The following is a 24,041-nucleotide window of genomic DNA, read 5'->3' on the forward strand; positions in this document are numbered from 1 at the left end:
GATCACCCTCTGCCCCAAACGCATCGGCACCATCGTCCAAGCAGCACTCGTCCTCACCCACCACGAACACCACGGCCGCTACTGAGAAAACCTCATTGGGGGCCGTGGGCGCACCGAAAGCGGCATTGGGGAGTTCTGGCGGTGGGACCGTCAGTGGGGTCTGGTAGAGATCTCGGGGTGAGCAGCTCCGAACCCGCCCCGCTGTGGGACCTTCCGGAGCCTTCGCGCTCCGCCTCGGAGCCGAAGGCGTCGGCGCCGCGCGCCAGGAAGCCGGCCGCAGGTGCGGGGAAGGCCGCGGCGGCGCGGAAAGCCGGGCCGCGCAAGGGGGCGCAGCAGCCGGCGCCCGAGCTGCCCGTGGCGAAGATCGTGGTGGACATCCCGCTGGCGCACCTGGACCGGACGTTCGACTACCAGGTGCCCGACAAGCTGCACGAGGCCGCGGTGCCGGGCTGCCGAGTGCGGGTGCGGTTCGCGGGGCAGCTCGTGGACGGCTACCTCGTGGAGCGCACGGACACCACGGAGTACGAGCGGAAGCTGGCGTACCTGGAGCGCGTCACGTCGAGTGAGCCCGTGTTGCCGCCTTCGCTGCACGCCGTGTGCCGGTCGGTGGCCGACCGCTACGGCGGCACCCTGTCCGACGTTCTGCGCCTGGCTTTGCCGCCGCGCCACGCCAAAGCGGAGGCCGAGCCTGCGGCAGAACCGGCGCCGCCGCCGGAGGTGCCGGACGTGTCGGCGTGGGCGAAGTACCAGCGGGGTCCGGCGTTCCTGGACGCCGTGGCCGACGGCAAGCCGGCCAACGCGGTGTGGCAGGCCTTGCCGGGCGAGGACTGGCCGCGCCGGCTCGCGGAGGCCGCGGCGGTGGCGGCGTCGTGCGGCCGGGGTGCGGTGCTCGTGGTGCCGGATCATCGGGACCTCACGCGGGTGCACGAGGCTTGTGTCGCGTTGATGGGCGATTCGTCGGTGGTGGCGTTGATCGCCGGGCTGGGGCCGGCGGAGCGGTACCGGCGGTGGCTCGCCGTGCTGCGCGGCAGCGTCCGGGTCGTGGTGGGCACGCGCGCGGCGATGTTCGCGCCGGTGGCCGACCCGGGCCTGTTCGTGGTGTGGGACGACGGCGACGACCTGCACCTCGACCCGCACGCGCCCTACCCGCACGTGCGCGACGTGCTCATGGACCGCGCGCACGCCACGAAATCGTCGCTGCTCGTCGGCGGCTTCGCGCGGACGGCGGAGGCGCAGCTGCTCGTGGAGTCGGGCTGGGCGCAGGCCGTGCTGGCCGACCGCGCCGAGCTGCGCGCGGCCGCCCCGCGCGTGACGCCGGTGGGGGAGGACTTCGACGTCGCCCGCGACGAGGCTGCGCGCGTGGCCCGCCTGCCCGCTGTCGCGTTCGAAGCGGCGCGCCAGGCGTTCGCCGCCGGCCTCCCGGCCCTGGTCCAGGTGCCCCGGCGCGGCTACGTCCCGGGCCTGGCCTGTGGCAACTGCCGCACGCCCGCGCACTGCCGCCGTTGCGCCGGCCCGCTGGCGCTGCCCGGCGGCTCGGTGGACGGCGCGCCGAAGCCGCCCGCGTGCCGCTGGTGCGGCGTCCCGGAGACCGCGTTCCGTTGCCAGGCTTGCGGTTCCGTGCGGCTGCGCGCGGTGATCGTGGGCGCGAAACGGACGGCTGAGGAACTGGGCCGGGCCTTCCCGGGCGTTCCCGTGCGCACTTCCGGCGCCGCGGAAGTCTTGGCCACGGTGCCGGGCCGCCCCGCACTGGTGGTCTGCACCCCCGGCGCCGAACCGGTCGCCGAGGGCGGCTACGGCGCCGCGCTGCTCCTCGACGGCTGGGCCCTGCTCGGCCGCCAGGACCTGCGGGCCGCCGAGGAAACCCTGCGCCGCTGGATGGCCGCCGGCGCCCTCGTCCGCCCGGCCGCTTCCGGCGGCCGCATCGTGGTGGGCGCCGAGGCCGGCCTGTCCGTGGTCCAGGCCCTGGTCCGCTGGGACCCGGCCTGGCACGCCGCCCTGGAGCTCGGCCAGCGCCGCGAACTGGGCTTCCCGCCCGCCATGCGCATGGCCAGCGTCGAAGGCACGCCCGACGCCGTCGCCTCCGTCCTCGACGATCTGCCCCTCCCCGACACCGGCGAAGTCCTCGGCCCCGTCCCCCTCGGCGACCTCGACCCCGACGGCAACGCCTCCCGCGAACGCGCCCTCGTCCGCGTCGCCCGCCCGGAGGGCAAAACCCTGGCCGCCCTCCTCCACGACGCCGCCGCCCGCCGCGACGCCCGTAAGGCGTCCGAACCGATCCGGATCCAGCTCGACCCACTGGAGCTGATCTAGCGCCGGAAGCGGGTTGTCCGGACCATTGCGGGCTCGGACCGTTTCGTTTCGGCCTTGATCGGGCATGTGGACAACGGTCGGGGGGAGGACTCGGCCGAACCACGCCCATCGGGCCCCGGACCAGGTTCCGTTGCTCCGTGTGCGCTCCGGGACTGCTGCGTTCGCTGGCTGCACGCTTCCTCCGGGTCCCTTTACGCTGGAGGCGCGATGTTCAGGACCGATCCGCGCGACGCCGACGGCTGCCCGGCCGGTGAAGGGGCGACCGCGCCCTCGATCCGGGAGGCCGATCCGGCGGACGTCGAGGCGCTCGGCGCCGCACTGGGGGAGCCGAAGTACTTCGCGGACCGGCTCGGGCGGCAGGCCGAGGGGCTGGGGGTGCTGTTCACCGCGTGGTGGGCGGGCCGGCCGGTCGGGGACCTGTACGTGTGGCTCGAGGACGCCGAGGAACGCGAGATCCGGCGCCGCCTGCCGGGGGTGCCGTTGCTGATGCACCTGGAGGTGCTGCCGGCCGTGCGCAACCGAGGGGTCGGCCGCGCGCTCATGCTCGCGGCCGAGGACCGGCTGGCCGAGCTCGGCCACCACCGCGGCGCCTTGGCCGTGCGAACGGACAACACCGACGCGGCCCGCCTGTACCGCCGCCTCGGCTATCGGGACTGGGGCCACGGCACCGTCGTCTGCTACGCCGAGCGCACGGCCGCCGACGGCCGCACCGTGTCCGAAGCCGAGGTGTGCCACGTGCTGGTGAAGAACCTCTAGCTCTGCTGCACCAGCCCGGTGATGCGCAGGGTGCGGAACGCGCCGCCGATGCCGTCGGCCTCGTGCTGCTCGTGGAGCTCGGTCACGTGCGCGCACCAGGTCGCCCGGTCCTCCTGCCAAGCCCGCAGGTAGCTCGCGCACAACTCGGCCTCGAGCACGTTCTCGCTCTGGTGCAAGGCAGTGCGCAGCGCTTCGCTCATGTTGTCGCGCCGGGTGGGTTCCAGCCCGGTCGCTTCCTGCACCTGCAGCATCGCCTTGCGGATGAAGTTCCGGCGCTGGACGAGGAACTCGGCCCAGTAGTCCTCGGTCGCGTCGGGGAGGCCGAGACCCCGGTCGAGCAGGGCGTAGACGCCTTCCGCGAGGGTGTCGCCCAGTTCCTCGTTCTCGGCGCGGATCAGGTTGTACGGGTCGTAGTCCGCCTGGAACGCGCTTCCGGTGAGCGCCGTGCGCCGCAACCCGTTGTCGCCCAGCAGGAAGAACCAGTCTTCGTTGTAGATGTCCGGGAAGAACGAGTCGAGGCACTGCTCGCCCACGACCAGCGCCCCGCCGCCGACGAAGGTGTCCTGCCACCCGCCGGACTCGCGATAGGCGTGGCAGACCACGGAGTTGTCCGGCATGCCGATGTTGTTCAGGCCCACGGCCGCGTACTCGCCCAGAAGGCCCGCGGCCTCACGCAGGTCGGCCGGACGGGGCAGCGTGATGTCGTCGTCGAGGAACAGCACCCGGTCCCAGCGTGCGAGGCCCGCGACGAGCAGCCCCAGGTTGCGCTTGAGGCTCGTGTCGGCGCCGCGGAGCAGCTCGTGGCGCCGCAGCAGCTCAGTCGTGGCGAACTGGGGCATGACCTTCGCGGGGAGGTCGTCGGTGTCGATCGCGAAGGCCCGCACGCCAGCCTTTTTCGCCGCCAGCACGACCTGGTCGGCCTTTGCCGCGTGGCTGCACAGCAGGAGGACCGGCACATCGAGCTCGCGGGCGATGTCCCAGACGTGGACCAGCGCGTGCTCGTCACGGCCGTTAGGCACCACGATCGCGTCCAGCTCGGCCTGGGGAGTCCTCCCGGCACCGACCTCGGCCAGCAGGCGCCGGTGGGTGGTGTGCTGCGCCGGCGCTCCGACGGCAGTGGTCATCTCAGCTCGTTTCTGGCCATTCGTGCAGCCGGTGCTCCGCCAGCGTCCAGTCGGGGGTGAGCCCCTGGTTGTTGAAGATGGGCACGCGGCTGATGATGCTGAAGGAGTCCGCGTGGGCGAATCGCGCGTCCAGGTGGGCCTGGTTGCGATCGCGGAAACGCGGGTCGGTCAGCGCTCGCACGGCTCCGAGGGTTCCCCGGCCGTACATCCCGTTGCACACGGTGACGGTGCGTTTGCGGTTGAGCGGGTTGACTCCGTGGTAGAAGAGCGCGACGTCCGCGACGAGGGTGTCGTCGGGTGACGTCTGGGCGTTGAAACGTTCGGTCGTGCCGTCCGGGTGCGTCACCTCGAAGCTGCCCGGCACGTCCTCGCCCGGGCCGCCGCGGCCGATCTGCCGCACCGGCGCGTCGATCAGGTTGAGCAGCTCGCGGGTCTGCGGGTTGAAGTCGACGCCGCCGAGCAGCACGAGGTGCGCCGTGTAGTCCTTGGGCCGCAGGGGGACACGGGGGTTCGCGGTGCGGAAGGAGACGTTGCTGGTGGGGTTGCAGGCCCGGATGTGGCCGTACAGCTCGATCAGCGCGTCCGGGTCGGCGTAGCTGAAGAGCCGGGAGTAGTCGGGACTGGCGGGATCCGCGTAGCCGATCCGCATGTCCTCGGGCAGCTGGGCGTCGACGATCACGACGTCTTCGTTCGGCGGGAACCGCCAGACGTTGCCCGGCGCGAACTCGGCCGAGCCCGTCGCCTCGTGGGAACCGCCGCGCAGCTCGGTCAGCTCGGCGAGCAGGTCCTCGCGCCCGCGTTGCTCGTCCTCGGTGAGCTGCTCAGCCTGCAGCAGACGGAAGGACGGCCCCTCGACCGACCGGCGGGTGGCGAAGAACGTGGCGTACGCGTCGAGCCGCAGCATCGGCGGCGACACCGGGTTGCCGGTGTTCTCCCAGGACGAGAGCAGCGTGTTGCTCACCCCGAACACGTCGGCGAGCTGGCGTTGGGTGATCTGCACCCCGGGCCAGGTCTCCTTCCGCAGCGCGCGGAGGCGTCCGGCGAGGGCGGGGCTCGGCTGGGACACGACTTCAGACCTTTCAGTGAAGTCCACTGGAACGCGAGTGACGAAGATTGTACACGGAGAGTACTGGAACGGCGTGGGAGGCTCGTCGGGACGTCTCTGGCGGAGAATTGAGGGGTTGTTCAGTTCGCGGATCGGCAAAAGTCTTAGGGAGAACTTAAGTCTAAGGCCCTGTTCAGGTTCAGTCGCAGCCTTTATAGTTCGATCTATGGAAGTCTACTGGATTTCAGGAACCACCTGAACAGGGGGTCGGCCATGGACACCAGCGTTCTGCACGTGCCACTGCATCGAGCGATCGTGGTGGTCGACATCGAGGGGTCGACCACCCGCACCAACCCCGCTCGGGCGCGGCTGCGCGCGATTCTGTTCGACCTGCTCGACGAGGCGTTCCGCGCCGGCGGCATCGCGGAGGGGTTCCGGGACCCGTTCGTGGATCGCGGGGATGGCGCGTTGTGCCTGGTCCGGCCGGTCGACGAGGCGCCGAAGACGGTCCTGCTCGCCGAGGTGGTGCCCGCGCTGGCGGAGCTCCTCGCGCGGCACAACGCCGAGGGGCCCGACGAGGCCTTCCGGCTCCGGGTGGCGATCCACGCCGGCGAGGTGCACTACGACCTGCACGGCCCCTACGGCGAGGACGTCGACCTCGCCTGCCGGCTGCTCGACGCCGCCGACCTGCGGCGCCGGCTGCGCACCACCGACGCGCCGCTCGCGCTGGCGGTCTCCGAGGCCATCCACTGGTCGGTGGTCCGCCACGACTACGACGGCATCGACCGGGCCGCGTTCACCGACGCGTTCCACGTGCGAGTGGGCGGCCGGCGGATGCGGGGCTGGCTCCGCACCGCCGACTGGGCCGGGGCCGGCAGCCCCAGAACGGGGCTCACCGCCTGACGACCCGGGAGGTGACCCCGTGGACACGACCGGATTCTGGCGCGCGCTCGGCGCCACCGAGCGCGACAAGGTCGCGGAGCTCGCGGTCCGGCGCAGCTACCGCCGTGGCGACGTGGTGTGCCGCGAGGGGGATCACGCCGCCGTGGTGGTGCTCCTGCTGGCCGGACACGTCCGGATCACCATCGCCACCTCGGACGGGCGCGAGGTCGTGATCGCCGTGCGCGGCGCGGGCGACGTGGTCGGCGAGCTCGGCGCCATCGACGGCGGCCCGCGCTCGGCGACCGTCGCGGCGCTCGACGACCTCGACGCGCTCGTCGTGCCGGCTCCCCGGTTCGCCGCGCTGGCGCGGCGCGAGCCCACCATCTCGTGGGCGCTGCTGCTGGTCCTGGCCGAACGCCTGCGCGACGCCGGCCGCCAGCGCCTCGACGTCGGCGGCGGCACCATCACCCGCCGCGTCGCCGCGTTGCTGATGCAGCTGGCCGTGCAGCACGGGGTGCGCCGCGGGGACGACATCGTCATCGCGATCCCCGGCACGCAGGCCGAACTCGCCACCACGGCGGCGATTTCGCGGGAGTCGTGGGCGCGGGTCACGCGGGAGCTGCGGCGGCTCGGAGTGGTCAGTACCTCGCGGGGCCAAGTGGTCGTGCACCAGTTCGCGGAACTCGGCCGGCTCGCGCGCTGAGTCGTCGCAACCGGCGGGGATTTCCCTGCACCACGGCCGGTTCGGGGGCGCGCGGCTGTGGATTTCCCGGCGCAGTGGGCATTCCTGTGCGCTCAACGCGGGTTGAAACCGGAAAATCAGGCCCGCGAGTTTCCCCGAACGTGTCTGCAGACACAGATTTCCCTGCGCCACAGCGGAATCCTGGTGGTACACACTCACGACGGAGGCAGCCATGGACCCGTTTCTTCCCTCCCCGCAACCGATTCGCTGGCGCCGCGGGGTCTACGCGGCCGCGTTGGTCATCCCGTTCACCGTGACGCAGGTGTGGGCGCTGCTCGTGCTCCTGAGCGTCGCCGACTTCAGCGGCCTTGTCGCGCAAGCGGTTCTGGTGCTCGTGCTCGGCTCGGTGGTCTCGCTCGCCGTCGGCTGGCGCTGGGCCTGGCGCCTGGGTTCCGAACGCCGCCGCGCGCTCGAAACCCGCCGCGAGTTCGAGGCCTGGCGCGATGCCGCACGCGAAATCCCGCCGGCCGAACGAATCGGTGCCGGGCGAGGCCGCCGATGAACGCGCTGGCGGCCGCCGCCACCGGGAGCGGCCCGGACCCGTCGACGGTCGTACTGGTGGTTGCCCTCGTCGTGTTCGTCGTCGCCGTCCGGATCGTGCGGCGGATCGTCGGCTTCGTCGTGAAGACGGCCGCGTCGGCCGCGGCGCTGGCCGGCGTCGTCATGGCGGTCGGCGGCCTCGGCGGACTCACGACGCTGGCCGTTCTCGTCCTCCAGTAGGCCGTCCGCGTTCTCCTTGCCCCACCACGATTCCCGGGCGGCCGGGAACCCGGTCCCGCACCTGGCGGGGACCGGGTTTTCTCTTTTCGGCGCAGGAACCCGCTCGACGACCTCGCTCAACCGGCCAGCTGCTTCTTCACCTCCGCCGCCACGCGGCCGCCCTCCGCGCGTCCCGCGACTTTCGGCTGTACGGCCTTCATCACCGCGCCCATGCCCGCCATCCCGGACGCGCCGGTGCTCGCCACGGCGTCCGTGACCAGGGCGGCCAGCTCCTCGTCCGAGAGCTGCGCCGGCAGGTAGCCGGTGAGGACCTCCGCCTCGGCGCGTTCGCGGTCGGCCGATTCGGCGCGGCCGGCACCCGCGAAGGCTTCGGCGGCGTCGCGGCGCTTTTTCACTTCGCGGGTGATGATCTTGCGCACGTCGTCGTCCGAGAGCTCGCGGTGGGTGTCGCCCGCGGTTTCCTCGTAGCCGATGGCCGAGAGCGTGAGCCGCAGGGTCGCGGAGCGGAGCTGGTCGCGCGCCTTGATGGCGGTGGTGAGGTCGTCGTGGAGGGTCTGCTTGAGCGTGGTCATCCCCCGATCCTGGCACCACCGCCGCGGCGACGCGCGGGTCTTCTAGACTCGACCGTGATGTCCAACCAGTACGAATCGCTTCCGGAGGTGCGGTGATGAGGCTCGTTTTCGCCGGCACCCCCGAACCCGCGGTGCCCTCGCTGCGCGCTCTGCTCGAATCCGGTCGCCACGAGGTCGTCGCGGTGGTGACGCGCCCCGACGCCCAGGCCGGGCGCGGCCGCCACGTCGTGCGCTCGCCCGTCGGGGCGCTCGCCGACGAGCACGGCATCGAGGTGCTCACGCCCGCGCGCGCCGGCGACCCCGCGTTCCTCGCGCGCCTCACGGAGCTGGCGCCCGACGCGTGCCCCGTCGTCGCGTACGGGGCGCTGCTGCCGCAGTCCGCGCTCGACATCCCGGTCCACGGCTGGGTGAACCTGCACTTCTCGCTGCTGCCCGCGTGGCGCGGCGCCGCGCCGGTGCAGGCGGCGATCCGCGCCGGCGACGAGATCACCGGCGCCACCACGTTCCGCATCGTCAAGGAGCTCGATGCGGGGCCGGTCTTCGGTGTCGTCACCGAGAAGATCGGCCCGGCCGACACCTCGGGCGCGCTGCTGGGCCGGCTTGCCGAGTCGGGTGCGCACCTGCTGCTGTCCACCATGGACGGCATCGAGGACGGCACGCTGCGGGCCGTCGAGCAGTCCGCCGAAGGCATGACCTACGCGCCGAAGGTGACGGTCGAAGACGCTCGCGTATCGTTCGCGGACCCGGCTGCGGCCGTCGACCGCCAGATCCGCGCGGTGACGCCGGAGCCGGGCGCGTGGGCGGAGTTCCGCGGCGAGCGCTTCAAGCTCGGGCCCGTCACGGTGGTCGACGAACCGGGCCCGCCGCCGGGCGAGCTCGTGGTCGAGCGCAAGCGGGTGCTCGTGGGCACAGCGACGAAACCGGTGCGGCTGGGCGAGGTCCAGGCATCGGGCAAGAAACGGATGGCGGCCACCGACTGGGCGCGCGGTACACGGATCGAAGAGGGAGAGCGCCTGCGGTGAACGAGCGTGGGGAACGGCGGCCGTCCAGGCCGCAGCGGGGCCGGCCGGCTCCGCGCAAAGAGGGACCGCGCCGTCCGCCGGAGGTCGACCCGGCCCGCCAGGTCGCGTTCGACGTGCTGCGCGCGGTGCGCGAGAAGGACGCGTACGCGAACCTCGTGCTGCCGCAACTGCTTCGCGAACGTCGCATCACCGGTCGCGACGCAGCGCTGGCCACGGAGCTCACCTACGGCGCTTCGCGCGCCCAGGGCCTGCTCGACGCCGTGATCGGCGCCTGCGCGGAGCGGCCGATCGAGAAGACGGACCCGGTGGTGCTCGACGCGCTGCGCCTCGGCGTCTACCAGCTGCTGCGCACGCGCATCCCGGAGCACGCGGCCGTCGGGTCCACTGTGGACCTCGTGCGCGCCGAAGCCGGTTCGTGGGCAACGGGGTTCGCCAACGCGATCCTGCGTTCGGTGTCCGCAAAGGACGAACAGACCTGGCTCGACGAGCTGGCCCCCGACGAGGCGACCGACCCGATCGGCTCGTACGCGATGCGCACGGCGCACCCGCGCTGGGTGGCGCGTTCCTTCGCGGAAGCGCTGGGCGACAAGGGCGCGGAGCTGAAGGCGGCGCTGGAAGCCGACGACGCCCGCCCCGAGGTGCACCTGGTCGCGCGGCCCGGCGAGATCAGCGCCGACGAGCTGGCCGCGATCACGGGCGGCGACGTCGCCCCGTACTCGCCGTACGGTGTCCGGCTGCCCGCCGGCGCCGGTGACCCGGCCGACGCCGAGCCCGTGCGCGAACGCCTCGCCGCCGTGCAGGACGAGGGCAGCCAGCTGTGCGCGATCGCCGCCACGAAGGTGCCGCTCGAGGGTTCCGACGAACGCTGGCTCGACCTGTGCGCCGGCCCCGGCGGCAAGGCCGCGCTGCTCGGCGCCCTCGCGGCGATCAGCGGTGCGACCGTCGACGCCGTCGAGAAGGCCCCGCACCGCGCCAAGCTCGTGGAGAACGCCACCCGCGGCCTGCCCGTGACCGTGCGCGTCGCCGACGGCCGCGAGTCCGGCCTCGAACCGGGCTACGACCGCGTGCTCGTCGACGCGCCGTGCAGCGGCCTCGGCGCCCTGCGGCGGCGCCCGGAAGCGCGCTGGCGCCGCAAGCCCAGCGACGTCTCCGACCTGACGAAGCTGCAGGGCGAGCTGCTCACCGCCGCGCTGGACCTGGTCCGGCCGGGCGGTGTGGTCACCTACGTCGTGTGCTCGCCGCACCTGGCCGAGACCGAGGGCGTGGTGGGCGAGATCGCCCGCCGCACCAAGGCCGAAGTCCTCGACGCGCGCGAGTTCTTCCCGGGCGTGCCGCAGCTCGGCGACGGCCCGTACGTGCAGCTGTGGCCGCATCGCCACGGCACCGACGCGATGTTCTGCGCCACCTTGCGCAAACCGTGAGGGACCTCGGCCTGGTCGCGAGCTCGTGCGGTGGGCTGGACACCCGGTTCACCGCCGAGCTCGCCCGTCCCGCCGCCGCGCGGGGCTGGCGCCTCGCGGTCACGCTGACCCCCGTCGCCCACCGCTGGCTGGAGGCGACGGGCGGGCTGACCGAGCTGGCCGCCACCACCGACCTGCCGGTGCGCAGCGTCTCGCGCCTGCCCGGCGAGCCGCGCCCGCACCCGGATCCGGCGGTGTTCCTCTTCGCCCCCGCGTCGGCCAACTCGCTGGCCAAGCTCGCCCTGGGCATCGCCGACAACCAGGCGCTGACCCTGCTCGGCGACGTCCTCGGCGCACCCGGGATCACGATCGTGGTGGCGTACCAGATCCAGGACACCCGGGTGCACCACCCGGCCTGGCAGCGCCACCTGGACACGCTGAAGTCGGCGGGCGTGCGGCTGCACCGCCTGGATCCCCGGCGGCCCTGGTCGGAAGTCCTGGACCTGCTGCCCGGCACATGAGAAACGGGTGTGCCCCCGGAACCCGAGGACACACCCGTCAGCCGAACGTCAGCGCAGGTGCAGAGCGCGCTTGAGCGTCGAGAACAGGTCGGTCTGGTTGGTCAGCCCGACAACGTTCGCGGCCTGCGGCCCGTAGCCCGCGATGCGGACCTGGGTGCCGGTGTGCGACTGCGAGCCGCCCGGCTCCGCTGTGCCGTAGGCGATCGTCATGTTCGAGCCCTCGTTGGTGACCAGCGTCGCGGTGAGGCCCGGGGTGGCGGTGGGCTCCACGATCTGGCTGCTGTGGCCGTGGTCGGCCGTCACGAGCACGAGGGTGTCGCGGTGGCTGCGGGCATACGCGAGGCCCGCGGCGATCGCGGAGTCGAAGTCGACCGTCTCGCCGATCTGGCCGCACGGGTCGGCGGCGTGGTCCTGCTTGTCGATGCTGGCGCCCTCGACCTGGAGGAAGAAGCCCTTGTCGCTGTGACGGTCGTCGAGCAGCTCGATCGCCTTGCGGGTCTGGTCGGCGAGCTTCGGCTGGGTCTTCGGCAGCGCCGGGTTCGGCGTGCAGCGGGCCGGCTGGGTGCCGCCGTGGACCGCGGCCGGGCCGGTCCAGTTCACCGGCATGTTGTTCGCGGCGAACAGGCCGAGGACCGGCTTGCCGTTCTTCGCCTTCGCCAGGTCGGCGGCGGTGTTGACGACGTTGTAACCGGCCGCCTTCGCCTGGTCCAGCACGGTCTTGCCCTTGAACTTACCGGCCGTCACCTTCTGGTCGAAGAACGCCGCGCCGCCGCCCAGCAGCACGTCGGGGCGGGTCTGCACCAGCTGCTCGGAGATCGAGCCGGCGCCGCCGTTCTCCTTGGCGTTCTGCGCGCACTTGGCGGTCGTCTCGACCGGGCCCTTGCAGTCGCGGCTGACGACGTGGGAGCCGAGCACGGCCGGGGTCGCGTCCTGGACCTCGGAGGTCGTGACGTCACCGGTGCGCAGGCCGCCGCGCTTGGCCAGCTCGAGGATGGTCGGCACGGCGTTGCCGTACGCGTCGACCGAGATCGCGCCGTTGTAGGTCTTGGTGCCGGTGGCCCAGCCGGTGCCGGACGCGGCCGAGTCGGTCACGTAGTTCGGCTTGCCGGGGTTGTTCTGCTCCACGGCGTACGTGGTGTAGTCGCCGGTCAGCGGCAGCTCGTCCATCGCGAGCCGCCCGGCCGCGCCGCGCTCGTAGTTGCGCGCCGCCGTGATCTCCGACTGGCCCATGCCGTCGCCGATGAACAGGATCACGTTGCGCGCGGTGCCGCCCTGGATCGCGTTGCGGACGTCCTGCGTGCGGTCACCCGCGGAGGCGGTGCGCGACGTCGCGGTGTCCGAAGTCGCCAAGGCGACCGGGGCCGCGGCGATCAGCGCGGCGCCGAGCGCGCCCGCGGTCAGCCACTTGCGGCGGCCGGCGAAGAGCGTTCTCATGCAGTTTCTCCTCGGATGGGGATTAATCCGGAACTTCCGGGTCGCCCCATTAGTCCGTATGCATGTGTTCCGCACGAGTCATCCCGATGATCACGGTCTGTCCGAAAGGCGAACAGCGGACGGCCGCAGCCGGTTCACGACGGTTAACCGGCCCGACCTAGACTCGGGGCGTGGCCGATCGACCCCTCATCGCACCCAGCATCCTGTCCGCGGACTTCGCCCGGCTCGGCGAGGAGATCGCGGCGATCGCGCACCCGGGGGAGACGCGCGCCGACTGGGTCCACGTGGACGTGATGGACGCGCACTTCGTGCCCAACCTGACGCTCGGCCTGCCCGTGGTCGAGGCGCTGCTGAAGTCCACCGACGTGCCGCTCGACTGCCACCTGATGATCGACGACCCGGACCGCTGGGCGATCGGCTACGCCGAGGCCGGCGCCTACAACGTCACCGTCCACGTGGAAGCCGCGAACGACCCGGTGAAGCTCGCGAAGAACCTGCGCGCCGCCGGGGCGAAGGCGGGCCTGTCGGTGAAGCCCGGCACCCCGCTCGAGCCCTACGTCGAGACCCTCAAGCACTACGACACGCTGCTCGTGATGTCCGTCGAGCCCGGGTTCGGGGGCCAGTCGTTCATGCCCGACGTGCTGGAGAAGGTGCGCACCGCGCGCCGGCTGGTCGACACCGGCCACCTCAAGCTCCTGGTGGAGATCGACGGCGGGATCAACGCCGAGACCATCGAGCAGGCCGCCGAAGCCGGTGTCGACTGCTTCGTCGCCGGGTCCGCCGTCTACGGTGCGGACGACCCCGGCCGGGCGGTCGCGGCCCTGCGTGAACAGGCCGCGCGCCACCGCGCGAACTGACCCCGCGCCCCGGGAAACATCGGGGTACGGGCGGGTGTTGGATGGAGGGATCACCGGGTTCGGACGGTGACGGCGGCGAGGAGGCAGCAGCAGTGTTCACCGGGATTGTCGAGGAAATCGGCGAAGTCACCGCGGTCGAGCAGGGCACGAACATGGCGCGGCTCACGGTGCGTGGCCCCCTGGTCACGTCCGACGCGAACCACGGCGACTCGATCGCTGTCAGCGGGGTGTGCCTGACGGTCGTGGACGTCTCGGATGGTGGGTTCACCGTCGATGTGGTGAACGAGACACTCGCGCGCTCCAGCCTCGCCAAGGTGGCCGTGGGCGACGCCGTGAACCTCGAGCGCGCCACCCCCGCGGGCGGCCGGCTCGGCGGGCACATCATGCAGGGCCACGTCGACGGCACGGGTGTCTTCCTGTCCCGCGACGACACGGGTGTGACCACGTTCGCCCTGCCCACGGGCCTGGCGAAGTACGTCGTCGAGAAGGGCTCGATCGCCGTCGACGGCGTTTCGCTGACCGTGGCGTCGATCACCGACGAGCAGTTCTCCGTTGCGTTGATCCCCACCACGCTCGAGGCCACGACGCTCGGCCGCCGCGAAGCGGGCGATCTCGTGAACCTCGAAGTGGACGTGGTCGCGAAGTACGTCGAGAAGCTGGCGACCCCACATCTGGCCGCGAGCGCGCACAATGTGTGACGTTCGGTCGGACGGTACGAAGGAGCAGCCGTGAGCGAGACGAAGGCGGCCGAGCCGCGGACGGGCTGGACGCCCTGCGGTACCGGCACGGTGTTCGACGCGGACGCCATCGAGGCGGCGGTCGCGGACATCGCGGCGGGCAAGGCTGTGGTGGTCGTCGATGACGAGGACCGGGAGAACGAGGGTGACCTCATTTTCGCGGCCGAGAAGGCGACGCCCGAGCTGCTGGCGTTCATGGTCCGTTACACCTCGGGGTATGTGTGTGTCGCGTTGACCGAGGCTGAGGCTGATCGGCTGGATCTGCCGCCGATGTATCACACGAACCAGGACGTGCGGGGGACTGCGTACAGCGTCACGGTCGACGCCGCCGAAGGCATCACCACCGGGATCTCCGCGGCCGACCGGGCGCACACGATGCGGTTGCTGGCCGACCCGGCCGCCTCGGCCAAGGACTTCCGCCGCCCCGGCCATGTCGTGCCGCTGCGGGCGAAGGAGGGCGGTGTGCTGCGGCGTCCCGGGCACACCGAGGCCGCGGTGGACCTGGCCCGCATGGCCGGGCTCAACCCCGCCGGTGTGCTGTGTGAGATCGTGTCGCAGAAGGACGAGGGCGACATGGCGCGGCGTGACGAGCTGGAGGTGTTCGCCGCCGATCACGACCTGCGCGTGATCACGATCGCCGACCTGATCGCCTACCGCCGCCGTACCGAGAAGCAGGTGGAGCGGGTCGCCGAGGCCCGGATCCCGCTGGCGGCGGGCACGTTCCGCGCGGTGGGGTATGACAGTCTGCTGGACGGGATCGAACACATCGCGTTCGTCTACGGCGAGATCGGCGACGGCGAGGACATCCTGGTGCGGGTGCACTCGGAGTGCCTGACCGGCGACGTCTTCGGCTCCCTGCGCTGCGACTGCGGCCCCCAGCTCGAAGCCGCGCTGCAGGCCGTGGCCGACGAGGGCCGCGGTGTCGTCCTCTACATCCGCGGCCACGAGGGCCGCGGCATCGGGCTGCTGCACAAGCTGCAGGCCTACCAGCTGCAGGACGCCGGCGCGGACACCGTCGACGCCAACCTCGCGCTCGGCGTCCCGGCCGACGCCCGCGACTACGGCACCGGCGCGCAGATCCTGTGCGACCTCGGCGTGCGGTCGATGCGGCTGCTCACGAACAACCCGGCCAAGCGTGTCGGTCTCGAGGGGTACGGCCTGCGGGTCACCGGCCGCGTGCCGCTGCCCATCTCGCCCAATCCCGAGAACCTGCGGTACCTGCGCACCAAGCGCGACCGCATGGGCCACGACCTCGCGCAGCTGGAGCACTACGAACAGGTGGGTGCCGCCGACCAGGCGGAGAAGGGGACAGCACCCGATGAGCGGTGAGGGACGGCCCGAGTTCGAGCTCGACCTGAGTGACTGCAAGGCGCTGAAGCTCGGCATCGTGGCGACGCGGTGGAACGCGAACATCACCGACACGCTCCTGGAGCGGGCCCTGGCCGCCGCGAAGGCGGCCGAGCTCGAAGAGGAGCCGACCGTCGTGCACGTCGCCGGCGCCGTCGAGCTGCCGGTGGTCGCGCAGGCCCTGGCCCGCCACCACGACGCGGTCGTGGCGCTCGGCGTGGTCATCCGCGGCGAGACCCCGCACTTCGACTACGTGTGCGACTCGGTCACGGCCGGCCTCACGCGCGTGGCGCTCGACGAGAGCACGCCCGTCGGCAACGGCGTGCTGACGGTCAACGACGAGCAGCAGGCGCTCGATCGTTCCGGCCTGCCGGGTTCGAAGGAAGACAAGGGCTACGAGGCCACGGTCGCGGCGCTCGACACCGCCCACGTGCTGCGCGGCCTGCGTCAGCCGTGGACCGAGCGGGGATTCGTGTGAGCCCGGCCGTGAGCGAGCAGCAGGAGACCACCCTGGTGATCCGCCCCCGGCGGGCTCTGGTGATGTGCAGCGTGCTGGCCGTGCTGCTGCTCGCCGTGTTCATCGTCGTGGCGATCCTGCTGCGCAACTCCCACACCGGTGTCGTGTTCGAGAAGTCGGACCAGGTCGCGATGATCGGCATCGGCGTGCTGCTCGCGCTCGGCACGATGCTGTTCGCCAACGCCCGCGTGCGCGCGGACGCGACCGGCATCGAGGTCCGCAACGTGATCACGACCCGCCGGTTCCTGTGGAGCGACGTGCTGTCGGTCAGCTTTCCCGACGGCGCTTCGTGGGCCCGGCTGGAGCTGCCCGAGGACGAGTACTTCTCCGTGATGGCCGTGCAGGCCGTGGACCGCGACCGCGCGGTCGCCGCGGTGCGCGCGCTGCGCAAGCTGCACAAGGCAGCCACGGCTTCCTGATCTTCAAAACGAGAAAGCCGCCCGGACGACCGTGGTCCGGGCGGCTTTCTCGTTGGTGCGTCACAGCTCCAGGTCGACGACGATCGGCGCGTGGTCCGACGGGCCCTTGCCCTTGCGGGCCTCACGGTCCACATAGGAATCGCGCACGGCCTTGGCGAACGGCTCGTTGCCGTACACGAGGTCGATGCGCATGCCGCGGTTGTTGGGGAAGTTCCCGGCGCGGTAGTCCCAGTACGTGAACGGGTGGTCGTACTTCAGCGGGCGCGGGAACACGTCGGCCAGCCCGAGGTCGCGCAGGCGGGCCAGCGCCGCGCGCTCGGGTTCGGTGACGTGGGTGGAGCCGTCGAACAGCGAGCGGTCCCACACGTCGGCGTCGGTGGGGGCGACGTTGAAGTCACCGAGCACGGCGAACGGTGTCCCGGAAAGCCCTGCCAGCTCGGCCGCGGCGGTCGTCCGCAAGGCTTCGAGCCATTCGAGTTTGTACGCGTAGTGCGGGTTGTCGGGCTCCCGGCCGTTGGGCACGTACACCGACCACACCCGCACACCGCCGCAGGTGGCGCCGACGGCGCGCGCATCCGTGGCGCCCTCGAACTGCGGTTCACCCGTGAGGCCGCGGACCACGTCGTCGAGACCCACCCGCGAGACGATCGCGACCCCGTTCCACCGGCCGAGGCCGTAGGCGGCGACGTCGTAGCCGAGCGCCTTCACCTCGTCGGCCGGGAACGCTTCGGTGGTGTTCTTCAGCTCCTGCAGGCAGAGCACGTCGGGTGCCGAGTGCTCGAGCCAGTCGAGCACGCGCGGCAGCCGCGGCACGATCGAGTTGACGTTCCAGGTCGCGATCCTCACGACCGCCAGGATAGGGGTGCGTGGCCCGGGGCACCCGGCCACGCACCCCCGGCTCGGTGGGGCCGGCGCGGATCAGACGCCCGCGGTGCTGCGGATCCACGAGCGGCTGGTGGCGACGCTCGCGTAGTTGTTGGTGCCGCGGGTGTTCGTGCCGCTCTGGTTCTGCACGGTCGACGCGACGCCGACCTGCACGCCGTTGGAGACCTCGGGCCCGCCCGAGTCGCCCTTCCAGGCCGAGCCGTTGATCCCGACGCTCTGGATCGCGCGGCCGCCGAACGCGTCGGTGGAGCGGCCGGTGACCTGCACGTTCGTCACCTTAAGCGCGGACGCCGGCGGGCCGGTCGGGGTCGTGCGGCCCCAGCCGTAGAGCTGGTTGGTGCTGCCGGTGGCCGGGTCGGTGCTGCCGAGGGTGATCGGCGTGGCGGAGGTGGCCTGGGCGAGGTGCAGGAGGGCGATGTCGCCGTTGGGTGACTCCTCCTCGCGGTCGACGGTGATCTTGGTGCCGCCGAAGAGCGTGTTGGTGCCCACGCGCACGTACATGCCGCTGCCGTCTTCGTCGAGGCAGTGCACGGCCGTCATCACCCAGCGCGACGCGACGACCGTGCCGGAGCAGTTGAAGCCCTGGAAGTCGCGGCCCGGGGTGTTGACGTAGACCTGGGCGCCCCAGCTGACCGCGGGCGCGGTGCTGCCGCCCACGATGTTCGTCTGCGCGGTGGCGGCGGTGCCGCCGGCCAGGGTGCACGCGACCGCGACGGCGGTGACGGCGCCGGCGATTCGGGTTCTGCTCACGGGATGTTCCTCTCGGTGGGGACCGGAAGAGCCGGGTTTCGGCTGGAACGGACGGTAATCAGCGCGTCACCCGGCCGGGAACCGACGAACGTCGCTTCTGCCCGGATCACCCGACTTCCGTCGGGTTCGGGGCACCGGCCGGGCACTCGACGTCCCCTGTGCACCGGGGCCTCGCAAACTTGTCGGGGCCGCGCCATAGGCTTGGGACGTGGCTGACCCGACCACCTACCGTCCCTCGCCGGGGAGCATCCCGGACGCCCCTGGCGTGTACAAGTTCCGCGACGCCGCCAAGCGGGTCATCTACGTCGGCAAGGCCAAGAGCCTGCGCAGCAGGCTGAACTCCTACTTCGCCGACCTCATGGGCCTGCACCCGCGCACGCGCCAGATGGTCACCACGGCCGCGAGCGTCGAGTGGACCGTGGTCACCACCGAGGTCGAGGCGCTGCAGCTCGAGTACAACTGGATCAAGGAGTTCGACCCGCGGTTCAACGTCCGCTACCGCGACGACAAGAGCTACCCGGTGCTCGCGGTGACGTTGAACGAGGAGTTCCCGCGCCTGCACGTCTACCGTGGGGCGCGCAAGAAGGGCGTGCGCTACTTCGGGCCGTACTCCCACGCGTGGGCGATCCGCGAGACGCTCGACCTGCTGCTGCGCGTCTTCCCGGCGCGCACGTGCTCCGCCGGCGTGTTCCGCCGCCACGGCCAGATCGGGCGGCCGTGCCTGCTCGGTTACATCGACAAGTGCTCGGCGCCGTGCGTCGGGCGGGTCAGCGCCGACGAGCACCGCGGGATCGTCGAGGACTTCTGCGACTTCCTCGCCGGCCGCACCGACGCGATGATCCGGCGCCTCGAACAGGAGATGTCCGCGGCGTCGGAGGAGCTGGAGTTCGAACGCGCGGCGCGGCTGCGAGACGACCTGGGCGCGCTTCGCCGCGCGATGGAGAAGCAGGCGGTGGTGTTCGGCGACGGGACCGACGCCGACGTCGTCGCCTTCGCCCACGACGAGCTGGAAGCCGCCGTGCAGGTCTTCCACGTGCGCGGCGGGCGCGTGCGCGGGCAGCGCGGCTGGGTCATCGACAAGGCCGAGGAAATGGCCGTGCCGGACCTCGTCGACCAGTTCATCACGCAGTTCTACGGCGAGGAGTCCGACCGCGCGGCGCGCGACGGCGTCGACAGCGGCCCGGTCGTGCCGCGCGAGGTGCTCGTGCCCGAGCTGCCCGCCGACGCGGAAGCGCTGGGGGAGTGGCTCTCGGGCATGCGCGGCTCGCGGGTGCGGGTGCGTGTGGCCCAGCGCGGCGACAAGAAGGCGCTCGCCGAGACGGTGGAGCGCAACGCGGCCGAAGCGTTCACCCAGCACAAGCTGCGCCGCGCCGGCGACCTCACCGCGCGGTCGGCGGCGTTGCAGGAACTGCAGGACTTCCTCGCGCTCGACAGCGCGCCGCTGCGCATCGAGTGCATCGACATCAGCCACATCCAGGGCAGCGACGTGGTCGCGTCGCTCGTGGTCTTCGAAGACGGGCTCGCGCGCAAGTCCGAGTACCGCCGGTTCGCCTTGCGCGAGGCGGCGGAAGAGGGCGACGTCGCGTCGATCGCGGAGGTCGTGCGCCGCCGGTTCCACCGCTACCTCAAGGAAACCGCCGAGGACGGCCCGGCCGAAACCGTCAGCGGTGACGGCGATGGCGGCGAACCGAACGGCGAGGCGATCGAACCCGCCCGCCCGGGCATCGACCCGGAGACGGGCCGGCCGCGCAAGTTCGCCTACCCGCCCAACCTGCTCGTGGTCGACGGCGCCGGCCCGCAGGCCACGGCGGCGGCCGACGTGCTGGCGGAGCTGGGGATCACCGACATCGCGGTGGTGGGGCTCGCGAAGCGGCTGGAGGAGGTCTGGCTGCCCGCCGACCCCGACCCGGTGATCCTGCCGCGCACGTCCGAAGCGCTGTACCTGTTGCAGCGCCTGCGCGACGAGGCCCACCGCTTCGCCATCCGCTACCACCGCGAGAAGCGGTCCAAGCGGCTGTCGGCGTCCGAATTGGACAGTGTGCCCGGGCTGGGGCAGGCTCGGCGCACCGCGCTGATCAAGCACTTCGGCTCGGTGAAGAAGCTCAAGCAAGCCAGGGTCGAGGAGATCGAGGCGGTGCCCGGCTTCGGCAGGCGCACCGCGGAGGCCGTGGTGGCGGCACTGGCCGGGGAGACCGGTGCCGGCTCGGGAGGGGACAAGGGGTCGTGATCGGGGAAGGAACCATCGTGAGTGCGCAAGAGGACAACCGGGGAACCGGGATGGAGGTCGCCGTCGTCAGCGGCCTCTCGGGAGCGGGCCGCTCCACCGCGGCGAAGTGCCTGGAGGACCTGGGCTGGTTCGTCGTGGACAACCTGCCGCCGGAGCTCATCGCCACCATGGTCGAGCTGGGCGCGCAGGCGCGCGGCGCGATCACCAAGGTGGCCGTGGTGATGGACGTGCGTTCGCGCGCGTTCACCGACGACCTGGCCTCGGTGATCAAGGACCTCGACGCGCGCGGGTACAAGCCGCGCGTGCTGTTTCTGGAGGCCACCGACGCGGTGCTGGTGCGCCGCTTCGAGGCCGTCCGCCGCGGCCACCCGATGCAGGGCGACGGGCGGCTCGCCGACGGCATCACCGCCGAGCGCAAGCTGCTCGCGCCGCTGCGCGAGGAAGCCGACCTGGTGCTCGACACGTCGGCGCTGTCGGTGCACGACCTGCGGGCGAAGATCGAGGACGCCTTCGGCTCCGAGGCGAGCACGCAGACGCGGGTGACCGTGCTGTCGTTCGGCTACAAGTACGGCCTGCCGATGGACTCCGACCTGGTGATGGACGTGCGGTTCCTGCCGAACCCGTTCTGGATCCCGGAGCTGCGCGAGCACACCGGGCTCGACGGCGAGGTCCGCAACTACGTGCTGTCGCAGGAAGGCGCGGAGGAATTCCTCGACCGCTACCACCAGCTGCTGCGGCTCATCGGCGCCGGCTACAAGCGCGAGGGCAAGCGGTACCTCACCCTCGCCGTCGGCTGCACGGGCGGGAAGCACCGCAGCGTCGCGATCTCGGAAGAGCTCGCGCACCGACTGTCCAAGGAGGACGGAATGGCCGTGAAGGTGGTGCACCGCGACCTTGGCCGTGAGTGACGTGCGCGCGGTCGCGCTCGGCGGTGGACACGGCCTGCACGCGACGCTCACCGCGTTGCGGCGGGTCACCCGGGAGGTCACGGCGGTGGTCACCGTCGCCGACGACGGTGGCTCGTCCGGGCGGCTGCGGCGCGAGCTGGGTCTCCTGCCTCCGGGCGACCTGCGACAGGCCTTCGCGGCGTTCGCGGCCGAAGACGGCGGCACGCTCTGGGCCGAGGTCTTCCAGCACCGCTTCGGGGGCGACGGCGCGCTGGCCGGCCACGCGGTGGGCAACCTGCTGCTGGCCGGCCTGTTCGAGGTGCTCGGTGATCCCGTGGCGGCGCTCGACGAGGCGAGCCGCCTGACGGGGATTTCCGGACGGGTGCTGCCGATGTCCCCGGAGCCGCTGGAGATCGAGGCCGAGGTGAGCGGCCTCGACAGCGAGGACCCGGGCGCCGTCCGCCGGATCCGCGGCCAGGTCGCCGTGGCGAGCACCCCGGGCCAGGTGCACCGCATCAGCCTGCACCCGGTCGGACGTCAGGCGCGGCCGCCGCAGGGCTGTCCGGAGGCCATCGAGGCCGTGCTCGGCGCCGACGTGGTGTTCCTGGGGCCGGGCTCGTGGTTCACCAGCGTGCTGCCGCACGTGCTCGTGCCGGATCTGTACGACGCGCTCGTGCGCACGAAGGCCACCAAGGTGGTGGTCCTCAACCTTGTCCCCCAGCCGGGGGAAACTGCCGGGTTCTCCCCGGAGCGGCATCTGGACGTACTCTTCGAGCACGCCCCCGCGCTGCGGGTCGACGCCGTGATCGCGGACCGCGATTCCGTGCCGGACCCGGCAAGTCTGCGCCGGGCGGCGCAGCGGCTGGGTGGCCGCGCCCATTTGGGGGCGGTGGCCGACCCGGTCGTGGAGGGACGGCATGATCCTGATGCGCTCGCCCGGTGCATGCGAGAGGCTCTCGGCCTCGATGGGGGACACAGCGGGCACCGTGGCTGACGGCGGGCGCGCAGCGGAAGGCAGGAGGGGCAGTACATGGCGATGACCGCCGCGGTGAAGGACGAACTGAGCAGGCTCGAGATCACGAAGATCGGGCCACGCCGGGCGGAGGTCGCGTCACTGCTTCGCTTCGCCGGCGGGCTGCACATCGTGGCCGGTCGCGTGGTGGTGGAGGCCGAGCTCGACACGGGTTCCGTGGCCCGGCGGCTGCGCAAGGAGATCCACGAGCTCTACGGCCACCAGTCCGACGTGCACGTGATCACCGCCAGCGGCGGCCTGCGCAAGGGCACGCGGTACGTCGTGCGCGTGGTGAAGGACGGCGAAGGCCTCGCCCGCCAGACCGGGCTGATCGACCAGCGCGGGCGGCCGGTGCGCGGCCTGCCCGCGGCCGTGGTGTCCGGCGGCGTCGCCGACGCGGAAGCCGCCTGGCGCGGTGCGTTCCTGGCCCACGGTTCGCTGACGGAACCCGGCCGCTCGTCGTCGCTGGAAGTCACGTGCCCGGGCCCGGAAGCGGCGCTGGCTCTCGTCGGCGCGGCCCGGCGCATGGGCATCCAGGCGAAGTCGCGTGAGGTCCGCGGCGCCGACCGGGTCGTGGTGCGCGACGGCGACGCCATCGGCGCGCTGCTGACGCGCCTCGGCGCTCACGCGAGCGTGCTGCAGTGGGAGGAACGGCGGATGCGCCGCGAGGTCCGCGCGACCGCCAACCGCCTCGCCAACTTCGACGACGCCAACCTCCGCCGCTCGGCCCGCGCGGCCGTCGCGGCGGCCGCCCGGGTCGAACGGGCCCTCGACATCCTCGGCGACACCGCGCCCGATCACCTGCTGGCGGCCGGCAAGCTGCGGCTGTCCAACCGGCAGGCGTCGCTGGAGGAGCTCGGCCAGCTGTCCGACCCGCAGATGACGAAGGACGCGGTCGCCGGCCGCATCCGGCGTCTGCTCGCGATGGCGGACAAGCGGGCGAAGGACCTGAACATCCCGGACACGGAGTCCGCGGTGACGCCGGAGATGCTGGAGGACGAGGAGGCTTAAGGCCTTCTCGGGGCCGGCAGTTTCAGCTCGGTGACGAGCGCGCGCAGCCACGGCCGCGCGATCGCCGGTTCCTTCACGATGCCGTGCACCAGCCGGTCGCGCACTTCGGGTGTGCGACCGGCCGCGACGACGGCCAGCGCTTCGGCGAGGGCCTCGCGGGTCTTGTCGTCGTGGCGGGGCGCGCGGGCGTCCTCGGCGCCCCATTTCTCGCGCGAGAACGACCGCGTGAGCTTCGGTTGCGTATTGCCGAAGTACGCCCAGACGTCGCCGTCGAGGGAGACGTTGCGGACGGCGCTCGCGGGCAGCTCGGCGGTCCAGTCCGCGTGCTGGTGCCAGCGCCAGGTCTTGGGGCTCGTGTCGTAACGCCACGTGATGCCGAGGAACCGCATCCTGCGCCGAACTTCCACCCACGCGACGTCTTCATCCGCGGCCCAGGTTCGCAGCAGGTGCACGAGCGTCCGGAACGTGCTGCCCGAGTGCACCAGGTCGGTGAACACCACCGGCGCCCCGCCACCCGCGAGCGCGGCGGGGGAGAGCCCGGCGTCGGTGAGGTTCGCCCGCAGCTGCGCCGCTTCCGCACCCGCGAGCGGGTCCGTGCCACCGACCATGCGCAATGACAACGGCAGCAACCGCAGCCGGCTGCGGTCGGTGAGCGCCCCGCTCAACAGGTCGTACACGCTGTCGGCCGACCGCCCGACGAAGAAGAGGTCCCCGTCCTCACTGCGCGCCAGCACCTTCGCCGCGCACGCCGTGAGCTCGTCCAGGAACCACAACACGGGCGCCCCGGTGGGCAGACTCCCGAGCTGGTCCGGGCGCACGAGATCCCAGCGATGCGGGCGGTTCGGTTCGGTCACCCTTCCAGAA

The 24,041-nt window shown here is 72.1% G+C and carries 25 protein-coding genes; 18 read left to right on the forward strand and 7 right to left on the reverse strand.

The window, feature by feature from the left end:
- Window positions 1-177 precede the first annotated feature (177 nt).
- Both ACFY1H_RS28820 and ACFY1H_RS28825 read left to right on the forward strand, forming a co-directional pair.
- Entirely contained in the window at window positions 178-2,310 is a 2,133-nt protein-coding gene (locus tag ACFY1H_RS28820; RefSeq protein ID WP_386951410.1) for a primosomal protein N', read from the forward strand.
- Window positions 2,311-2,517: 207 nt separating this feature from the next.
- Window positions 2,518-3,066 (forward strand): GNAT family N-acetyltransferase, encoded by a 549-nt coding sequence (locus ACFY1H_RS28825; RefSeq protein ID WP_366583255.1) that lies wholly within the window; start codon window positions 2,518-2,520, stop codon window positions 3,064-3,066.
- Here ACFY1H_RS28825 and ACFY1H_RS28830 read toward each other — a convergent pair.
- Both ACFY1H_RS28830 and ACFY1H_RS28835 read right to left on the reverse strand, forming a co-directional pair.
- Complete coding sequence (locus ACFY1H_RS28830) at window positions 3,063-4,190, reverse strand: hypothetical protein (protein WP_366583256.1); 1,128 nt, start codon at window positions 4,188-4,190, stop codon at window positions 3,063-3,065. The genes ACFY1H_RS28825 and ACFY1H_RS28830 overlap by 4 nt on opposite strands.
- 1 nt (window position 4,191) lies before the next feature.
- Window positions 4,192-5,256, reverse strand: a complete 1,065-nt coding sequence (locus tag ACFY1H_RS28835; protein WP_366583257.1) for a helix-turn-helix domain-containing protein — start codon at window positions 5,254-5,256, stop codon at window positions 4,192-4,194.
- 252 nt (window positions 5,257-5,508) lie between these two features.
- Between ACFY1H_RS28835 and ACFY1H_RS28840 the strand changes: the two genes are divergently transcribed.
- The 4 genes from ACFY1H_RS28840 to ACFY1H_RS28855 all read left to right on the forward strand — a co-directional run bounded on the left by ACFY1H_RS28840 (window position 5,509) and on the right by ACFY1H_RS28855 (window position 7,579).
- Window positions 5,509-6,138, forward strand: coding sequence for a hypothetical protein (locus ACFY1H_RS28840; protein ID WP_386951415.1), 630 nt, complete (start codon window positions 5,509-5,511; stop codon window positions 6,136-6,138).
- 19 nt (window positions 6,139-6,157) lie between these two features.
- Window positions 6,158-6,820 (forward strand): Crp/Fnr family transcriptional regulator, encoded by a 663-nt coding sequence (locus ACFY1H_RS28845; RefSeq protein WP_386951418.1) that lies wholly within the window; start codon window positions 6,158-6,160, stop codon window positions 6,818-6,820.
- A 211-nt stretch (window positions 6,821-7,031) separates the two neighbouring features.
- Window positions 7,032-7,361 (forward strand): hypothetical protein, encoded by a 330-nt coding sequence (locus ACFY1H_RS28850; RefSeq protein WP_366583260.1) that lies wholly within the window; start codon window positions 7,032-7,034, stop codon window positions 7,359-7,361.
- Window positions 7,358-7,579 (forward strand): hypothetical protein, encoded by a 222-nt coding sequence (locus ACFY1H_RS28855; RefSeq protein WP_366583261.1) that lies wholly within the window; start codon window positions 7,358-7,360, stop codon window positions 7,577-7,579. The genes ACFY1H_RS28850 and ACFY1H_RS28855 overlap by 4 nt, the downstream gene beginning before the upstream one ends.
- Window positions 7,580-7,695: 116 nt before the next feature.
- On the opposite strand, the gene ACFY1H_RS28860 is transcribed toward ACFY1H_RS28855, so the two are convergent.
- Window positions 7,696-8,151, reverse strand: a complete 456-nt coding sequence (locus ACFY1H_RS28860; RefSeq protein WP_366583262.1) for a GatB/YqeY domain-containing protein — start codon at window positions 8,149-8,151, stop codon at window positions 7,696-7,698.
- Between the two features lie 95 nt (window positions 8,152-8,246).
- Between ACFY1H_RS28860 and fmt the strand changes: the two genes are divergently transcribed.
- Genes fmt through ACFY1H_RS28875 form a run of 3 tightly spaced genes read left to right on the forward strand, consistent with a single transcriptional unit; the run spans window position 8,247 to window position 11,094 of the window.
- Window positions 8,247-9,173, forward strand: coding sequence for a methionyl-tRNA formyltransferase (fmt, locus tag ACFY1H_RS28865; RefSeq protein WP_366583263.1), 927 nt, complete (start codon window positions 8,247-8,249; stop codon window positions 9,171-9,173).
- Complete coding sequence (locus ACFY1H_RS28870; RefSeq protein WP_366583264.1) at window positions 9,170-10,594, forward strand: transcription antitermination factor NusB; 1,425 nt, start codon at window positions 9,170-9,172, stop codon at window positions 10,592-10,594. Before fmt ends, ACFY1H_RS28870 begins: the two co-directional genes overlap by 4 nt.
- Complete coding sequence (locus ACFY1H_RS28875; protein WP_386951423.1) at window positions 10,591-11,094, forward strand: flavoprotein; 504 nt, start codon at window positions 10,591-10,593, stop codon at window positions 11,092-11,094. The genes ACFY1H_RS28870 and ACFY1H_RS28875 overlap by 4 nt, the downstream gene beginning before the upstream one ends.
- A gap of 48 nt (window positions 11,095-11,142) precedes the next feature.
- Here ACFY1H_RS28875 and phoA read toward each other — a convergent pair whose 3' ends face one another.
- Entirely contained in the window at window positions 11,143-12,528 is a 1,386-nt protein-coding gene (gene phoA / locus ACFY1H_RS28880; RefSeq protein ID WP_386951426.1) for an alkaline phosphatase, read from the reverse strand.
- A 170-nt stretch (window positions 12,529-12,698) separates the two neighbouring features.
- On the opposite strand from phoA, the gene rpe reads away from it, so the two are divergent.
- From rpe to ACFY1H_RS28905, 5 genes are all read left to right on the forward strand, one after another.
- Window positions 12,699-13,385 carry a ribulose-phosphate 3-epimerase gene (gene rpe, locus ACFY1H_RS28885; RefSeq protein ID WP_366583267.1) on the forward strand — a complete coding sequence of 229 codons (687 nt, stop codon included), beginning with the start codon at window positions 12,699-12,701 and terminating at the stop codon, window positions 13,383-13,385.
- Between the two features lie 92 nt (window positions 13,386-13,477).
- A complete protein-coding gene (locus ACFY1H_RS28890) occupies window positions 13,478-14,083 on the forward strand; it encodes a riboflavin synthase (RefSeq protein WP_366583268.1) in 606 nt (201 codons plus the stop codon).
- Window positions 14,084-14,173: 90 nt separating this feature from the next.
- Window positions 14,174-15,451, forward strand: coding sequence for a bifunctional 3,4-dihydroxy-2-butanone-4-phosphate synthase/GTP cyclohydrolase II (locus ACFY1H_RS28895; protein WP_220247524.1), 1,278 nt, complete (start codon window positions 14,174-14,176; stop codon window positions 15,449-15,451).
- The gene (gene ribH, locus ACFY1H_RS28900; RefSeq protein ID WP_364047649.1) at window positions 15,441-15,947 is read left to right on the forward strand and encodes a 6,7-dimethyl-8-ribityllumazine synthase; all 507 of its coding nucleotides are present in this window, start codon (window positions 15,441-15,443) and stop codon (window positions 15,945-15,947) included. The genes ACFY1H_RS28895 and ribH overlap by 11 nt, the downstream gene beginning before the upstream one ends.
- Before the next feature lie 62 nt (window positions 15,948-16,009).
- Window positions 16,010-16,405 carry a PH domain-containing protein gene (locus ACFY1H_RS28905; RefSeq protein ID WP_366583337.1) on the forward strand — a complete coding sequence of 132 codons (396 nt, stop codon included), beginning with the start codon at window positions 16,010-16,012 and terminating at the stop codon, window positions 16,403-16,405.
- Between the two features lie 60 nt (window positions 16,406-16,465).
- Here ACFY1H_RS28905 and ACFY1H_RS28910 read toward each other — a convergent pair whose 3' ends face one another.
- Both ACFY1H_RS28910 and ACFY1H_RS28915 read right to left on the reverse strand, forming a co-directional pair.
- The gene (locus ACFY1H_RS28910) at window positions 16,466-17,251 is read right to left on the reverse strand and encodes an exodeoxyribonuclease III (protein WP_386951429.1); all 786 of its coding nucleotides are present in this window, start codon (window positions 17,249-17,251) and stop codon (window positions 16,466-16,468) included.
- 72 nt (window positions 17,252-17,323) lie between these two features.
- Complete coding sequence (locus tag ACFY1H_RS28915; RefSeq protein WP_386951432.1) at window positions 17,324-18,040, reverse strand: S1 family peptidase; 717 nt, start codon at window positions 18,038-18,040, stop codon at window positions 17,324-17,326.
- 208 nt (window positions 18,041-18,248) lie between these two features.
- On the opposite strand from ACFY1H_RS28915, the gene uvrC reads away from it, so the two are divergent.
- The 4 genes from uvrC to whiA are packed head-to-tail and all read left to right on the forward strand — an operon-like array spanning window position 18,249 to window position 23,177.
- Entirely contained in the window at window positions 18,249-20,267 is a 2,019-nt protein-coding gene (gene uvrC, locus ACFY1H_RS28920; protein ID WP_386951435.1) for an excinuclease ABC subunit UvrC, read from the forward strand.
- 50 nt (window positions 20,268-20,317) lie between these two features.
- Complete coding sequence (gene rapZ, locus ACFY1H_RS28925; RefSeq protein ID WP_285974707.1) at window positions 20,318-21,175, forward strand: RNase adapter RapZ; 858 nt, start codon at window positions 20,318-20,320, stop codon at window positions 21,173-21,175.
- Window position 21,176: 1 nt separating this feature from the next.
- Window positions 21,177-22,148 (forward strand): uridine diphosphate-N-acetylglucosamine-binding protein YvcK, encoded by a 972-nt coding sequence (gene yvcK, locus ACFY1H_RS28930; protein ID WP_366583338.1) that lies wholly within the window; start codon window positions 21,177-21,179, stop codon window positions 22,146-22,148.
- A 36-nt stretch (window positions 22,149-22,184) separates the two neighbouring features.
- Entirely contained in the window at window positions 22,185-23,177 is a 993-nt protein-coding gene (whiA, locus tag ACFY1H_RS28935) for a DNA-binding protein WhiA (RefSeq protein WP_285968830.1), read from the forward strand.
- On the opposite strand, the gene ACFY1H_RS28940 is transcribed toward whiA, so the two are convergent.
- Entirely contained in the window at window positions 23,174-24,031 is an 858-nt protein-coding gene (locus tag ACFY1H_RS28940) for a hypothetical protein (protein ID WP_366583272.1), read from the reverse strand. The genes whiA and ACFY1H_RS28940 overlap by 4 nt on opposite strands.
- Window positions 24,032-24,041: the final 10 nt, after the last annotated feature.

The organism is Amycolatopsis sp. NPDC001319 (genome assembly GCF_042896185.1).
Classification (GTDB): domain Bacteria; phylum Actinomycetota; class Actinomycetes; order Mycobacteriales; family Pseudonocardiaceae; genus Amycolatopsis.

Excerpts from the sequence above, each read along its gene's own strand:
- ACFY1H_RS28825 (WP_366583255.1), top strand. The coding sequence starts at position 2,518 with ATGTTCAGGACCGATCCGCGCGACGCCGACGGCTGCCCGGCCGGTGAA.
- ACFY1H_RS28830 (WP_366583256.1), bottom strand. The coding sequence starts at position 4,190 with ATGACCACTGCCGTCGGAGCGCCGGCGCAGCACACCACCCACCGGCGC.
- ACFY1H_RS28840 (WP_386951415.1), top strand. The coding sequence starts at position 5,509 with ATGGACACCAGCGTTCTGCACGTGCCACTGCATCGAGCGATCGTGGTG.
- ACFY1H_RS28850 (WP_366583260.1), top strand. The coding sequence starts at position 7,032 with ATGGACCCGTTTCTTCCCTCCCCGCAACCGATTCGCTGGCGCCGCGGG.
- ACFY1H_RS28855 (WP_366583261.1), top strand. The coding sequence starts at position 7,358 with ATGAACGCGCTGGCGGCCGCCGCCACCGGGAGCGGCCCGGACCCGTCG.
- ACFY1H_RS28860 (WP_366583262.1), bottom strand. The coding sequence starts at position 8,151 with ATGACCACGCTCAAGCAGACCCTCCACGACGACCTCACCACCGCCATC.
- fmt (WP_366583263.1), top strand. The coding sequence starts at position 8,247 with ATGAGGCTCGTTTTCGCCGGCACCCCCGAACCCGCGGTGCCCTCGCTG.
- phoA (WP_386951426.1), bottom strand. The coding sequence starts at position 12,528 with ATGAGAACGCTCTTCGCCGGCCGCCGCAAGTGGCTGACCGCGGGCGCG.
- ribH (WP_364047649.1), top strand. The coding sequence starts at position 15,441 with ATGAGCGGTGAGGGACGGCCCGAGTTCGAGCTCGACCTGAGTGACTGC.
- ACFY1H_RS28905 (WP_366583337.1), top strand. The coding sequence starts at position 16,010 with ATGTGCAGCGTGCTGGCCGTGCTGCTGCTCGCCGTGTTCATCGTCGTG.
- rapZ (WP_285974707.1), top strand. The coding sequence starts at position 20,318 with ATGGAGGTCGCCGTCGTCAGCGGCCTCTCGGGAGCGGGCCGCTCCACC.
- whiA (WP_285968830.1), top strand. The coding sequence starts at position 22,185 with ATGGCGATGACCGCCGCGGTGAAGGACGAACTGAGCAGGCTCGAGATC.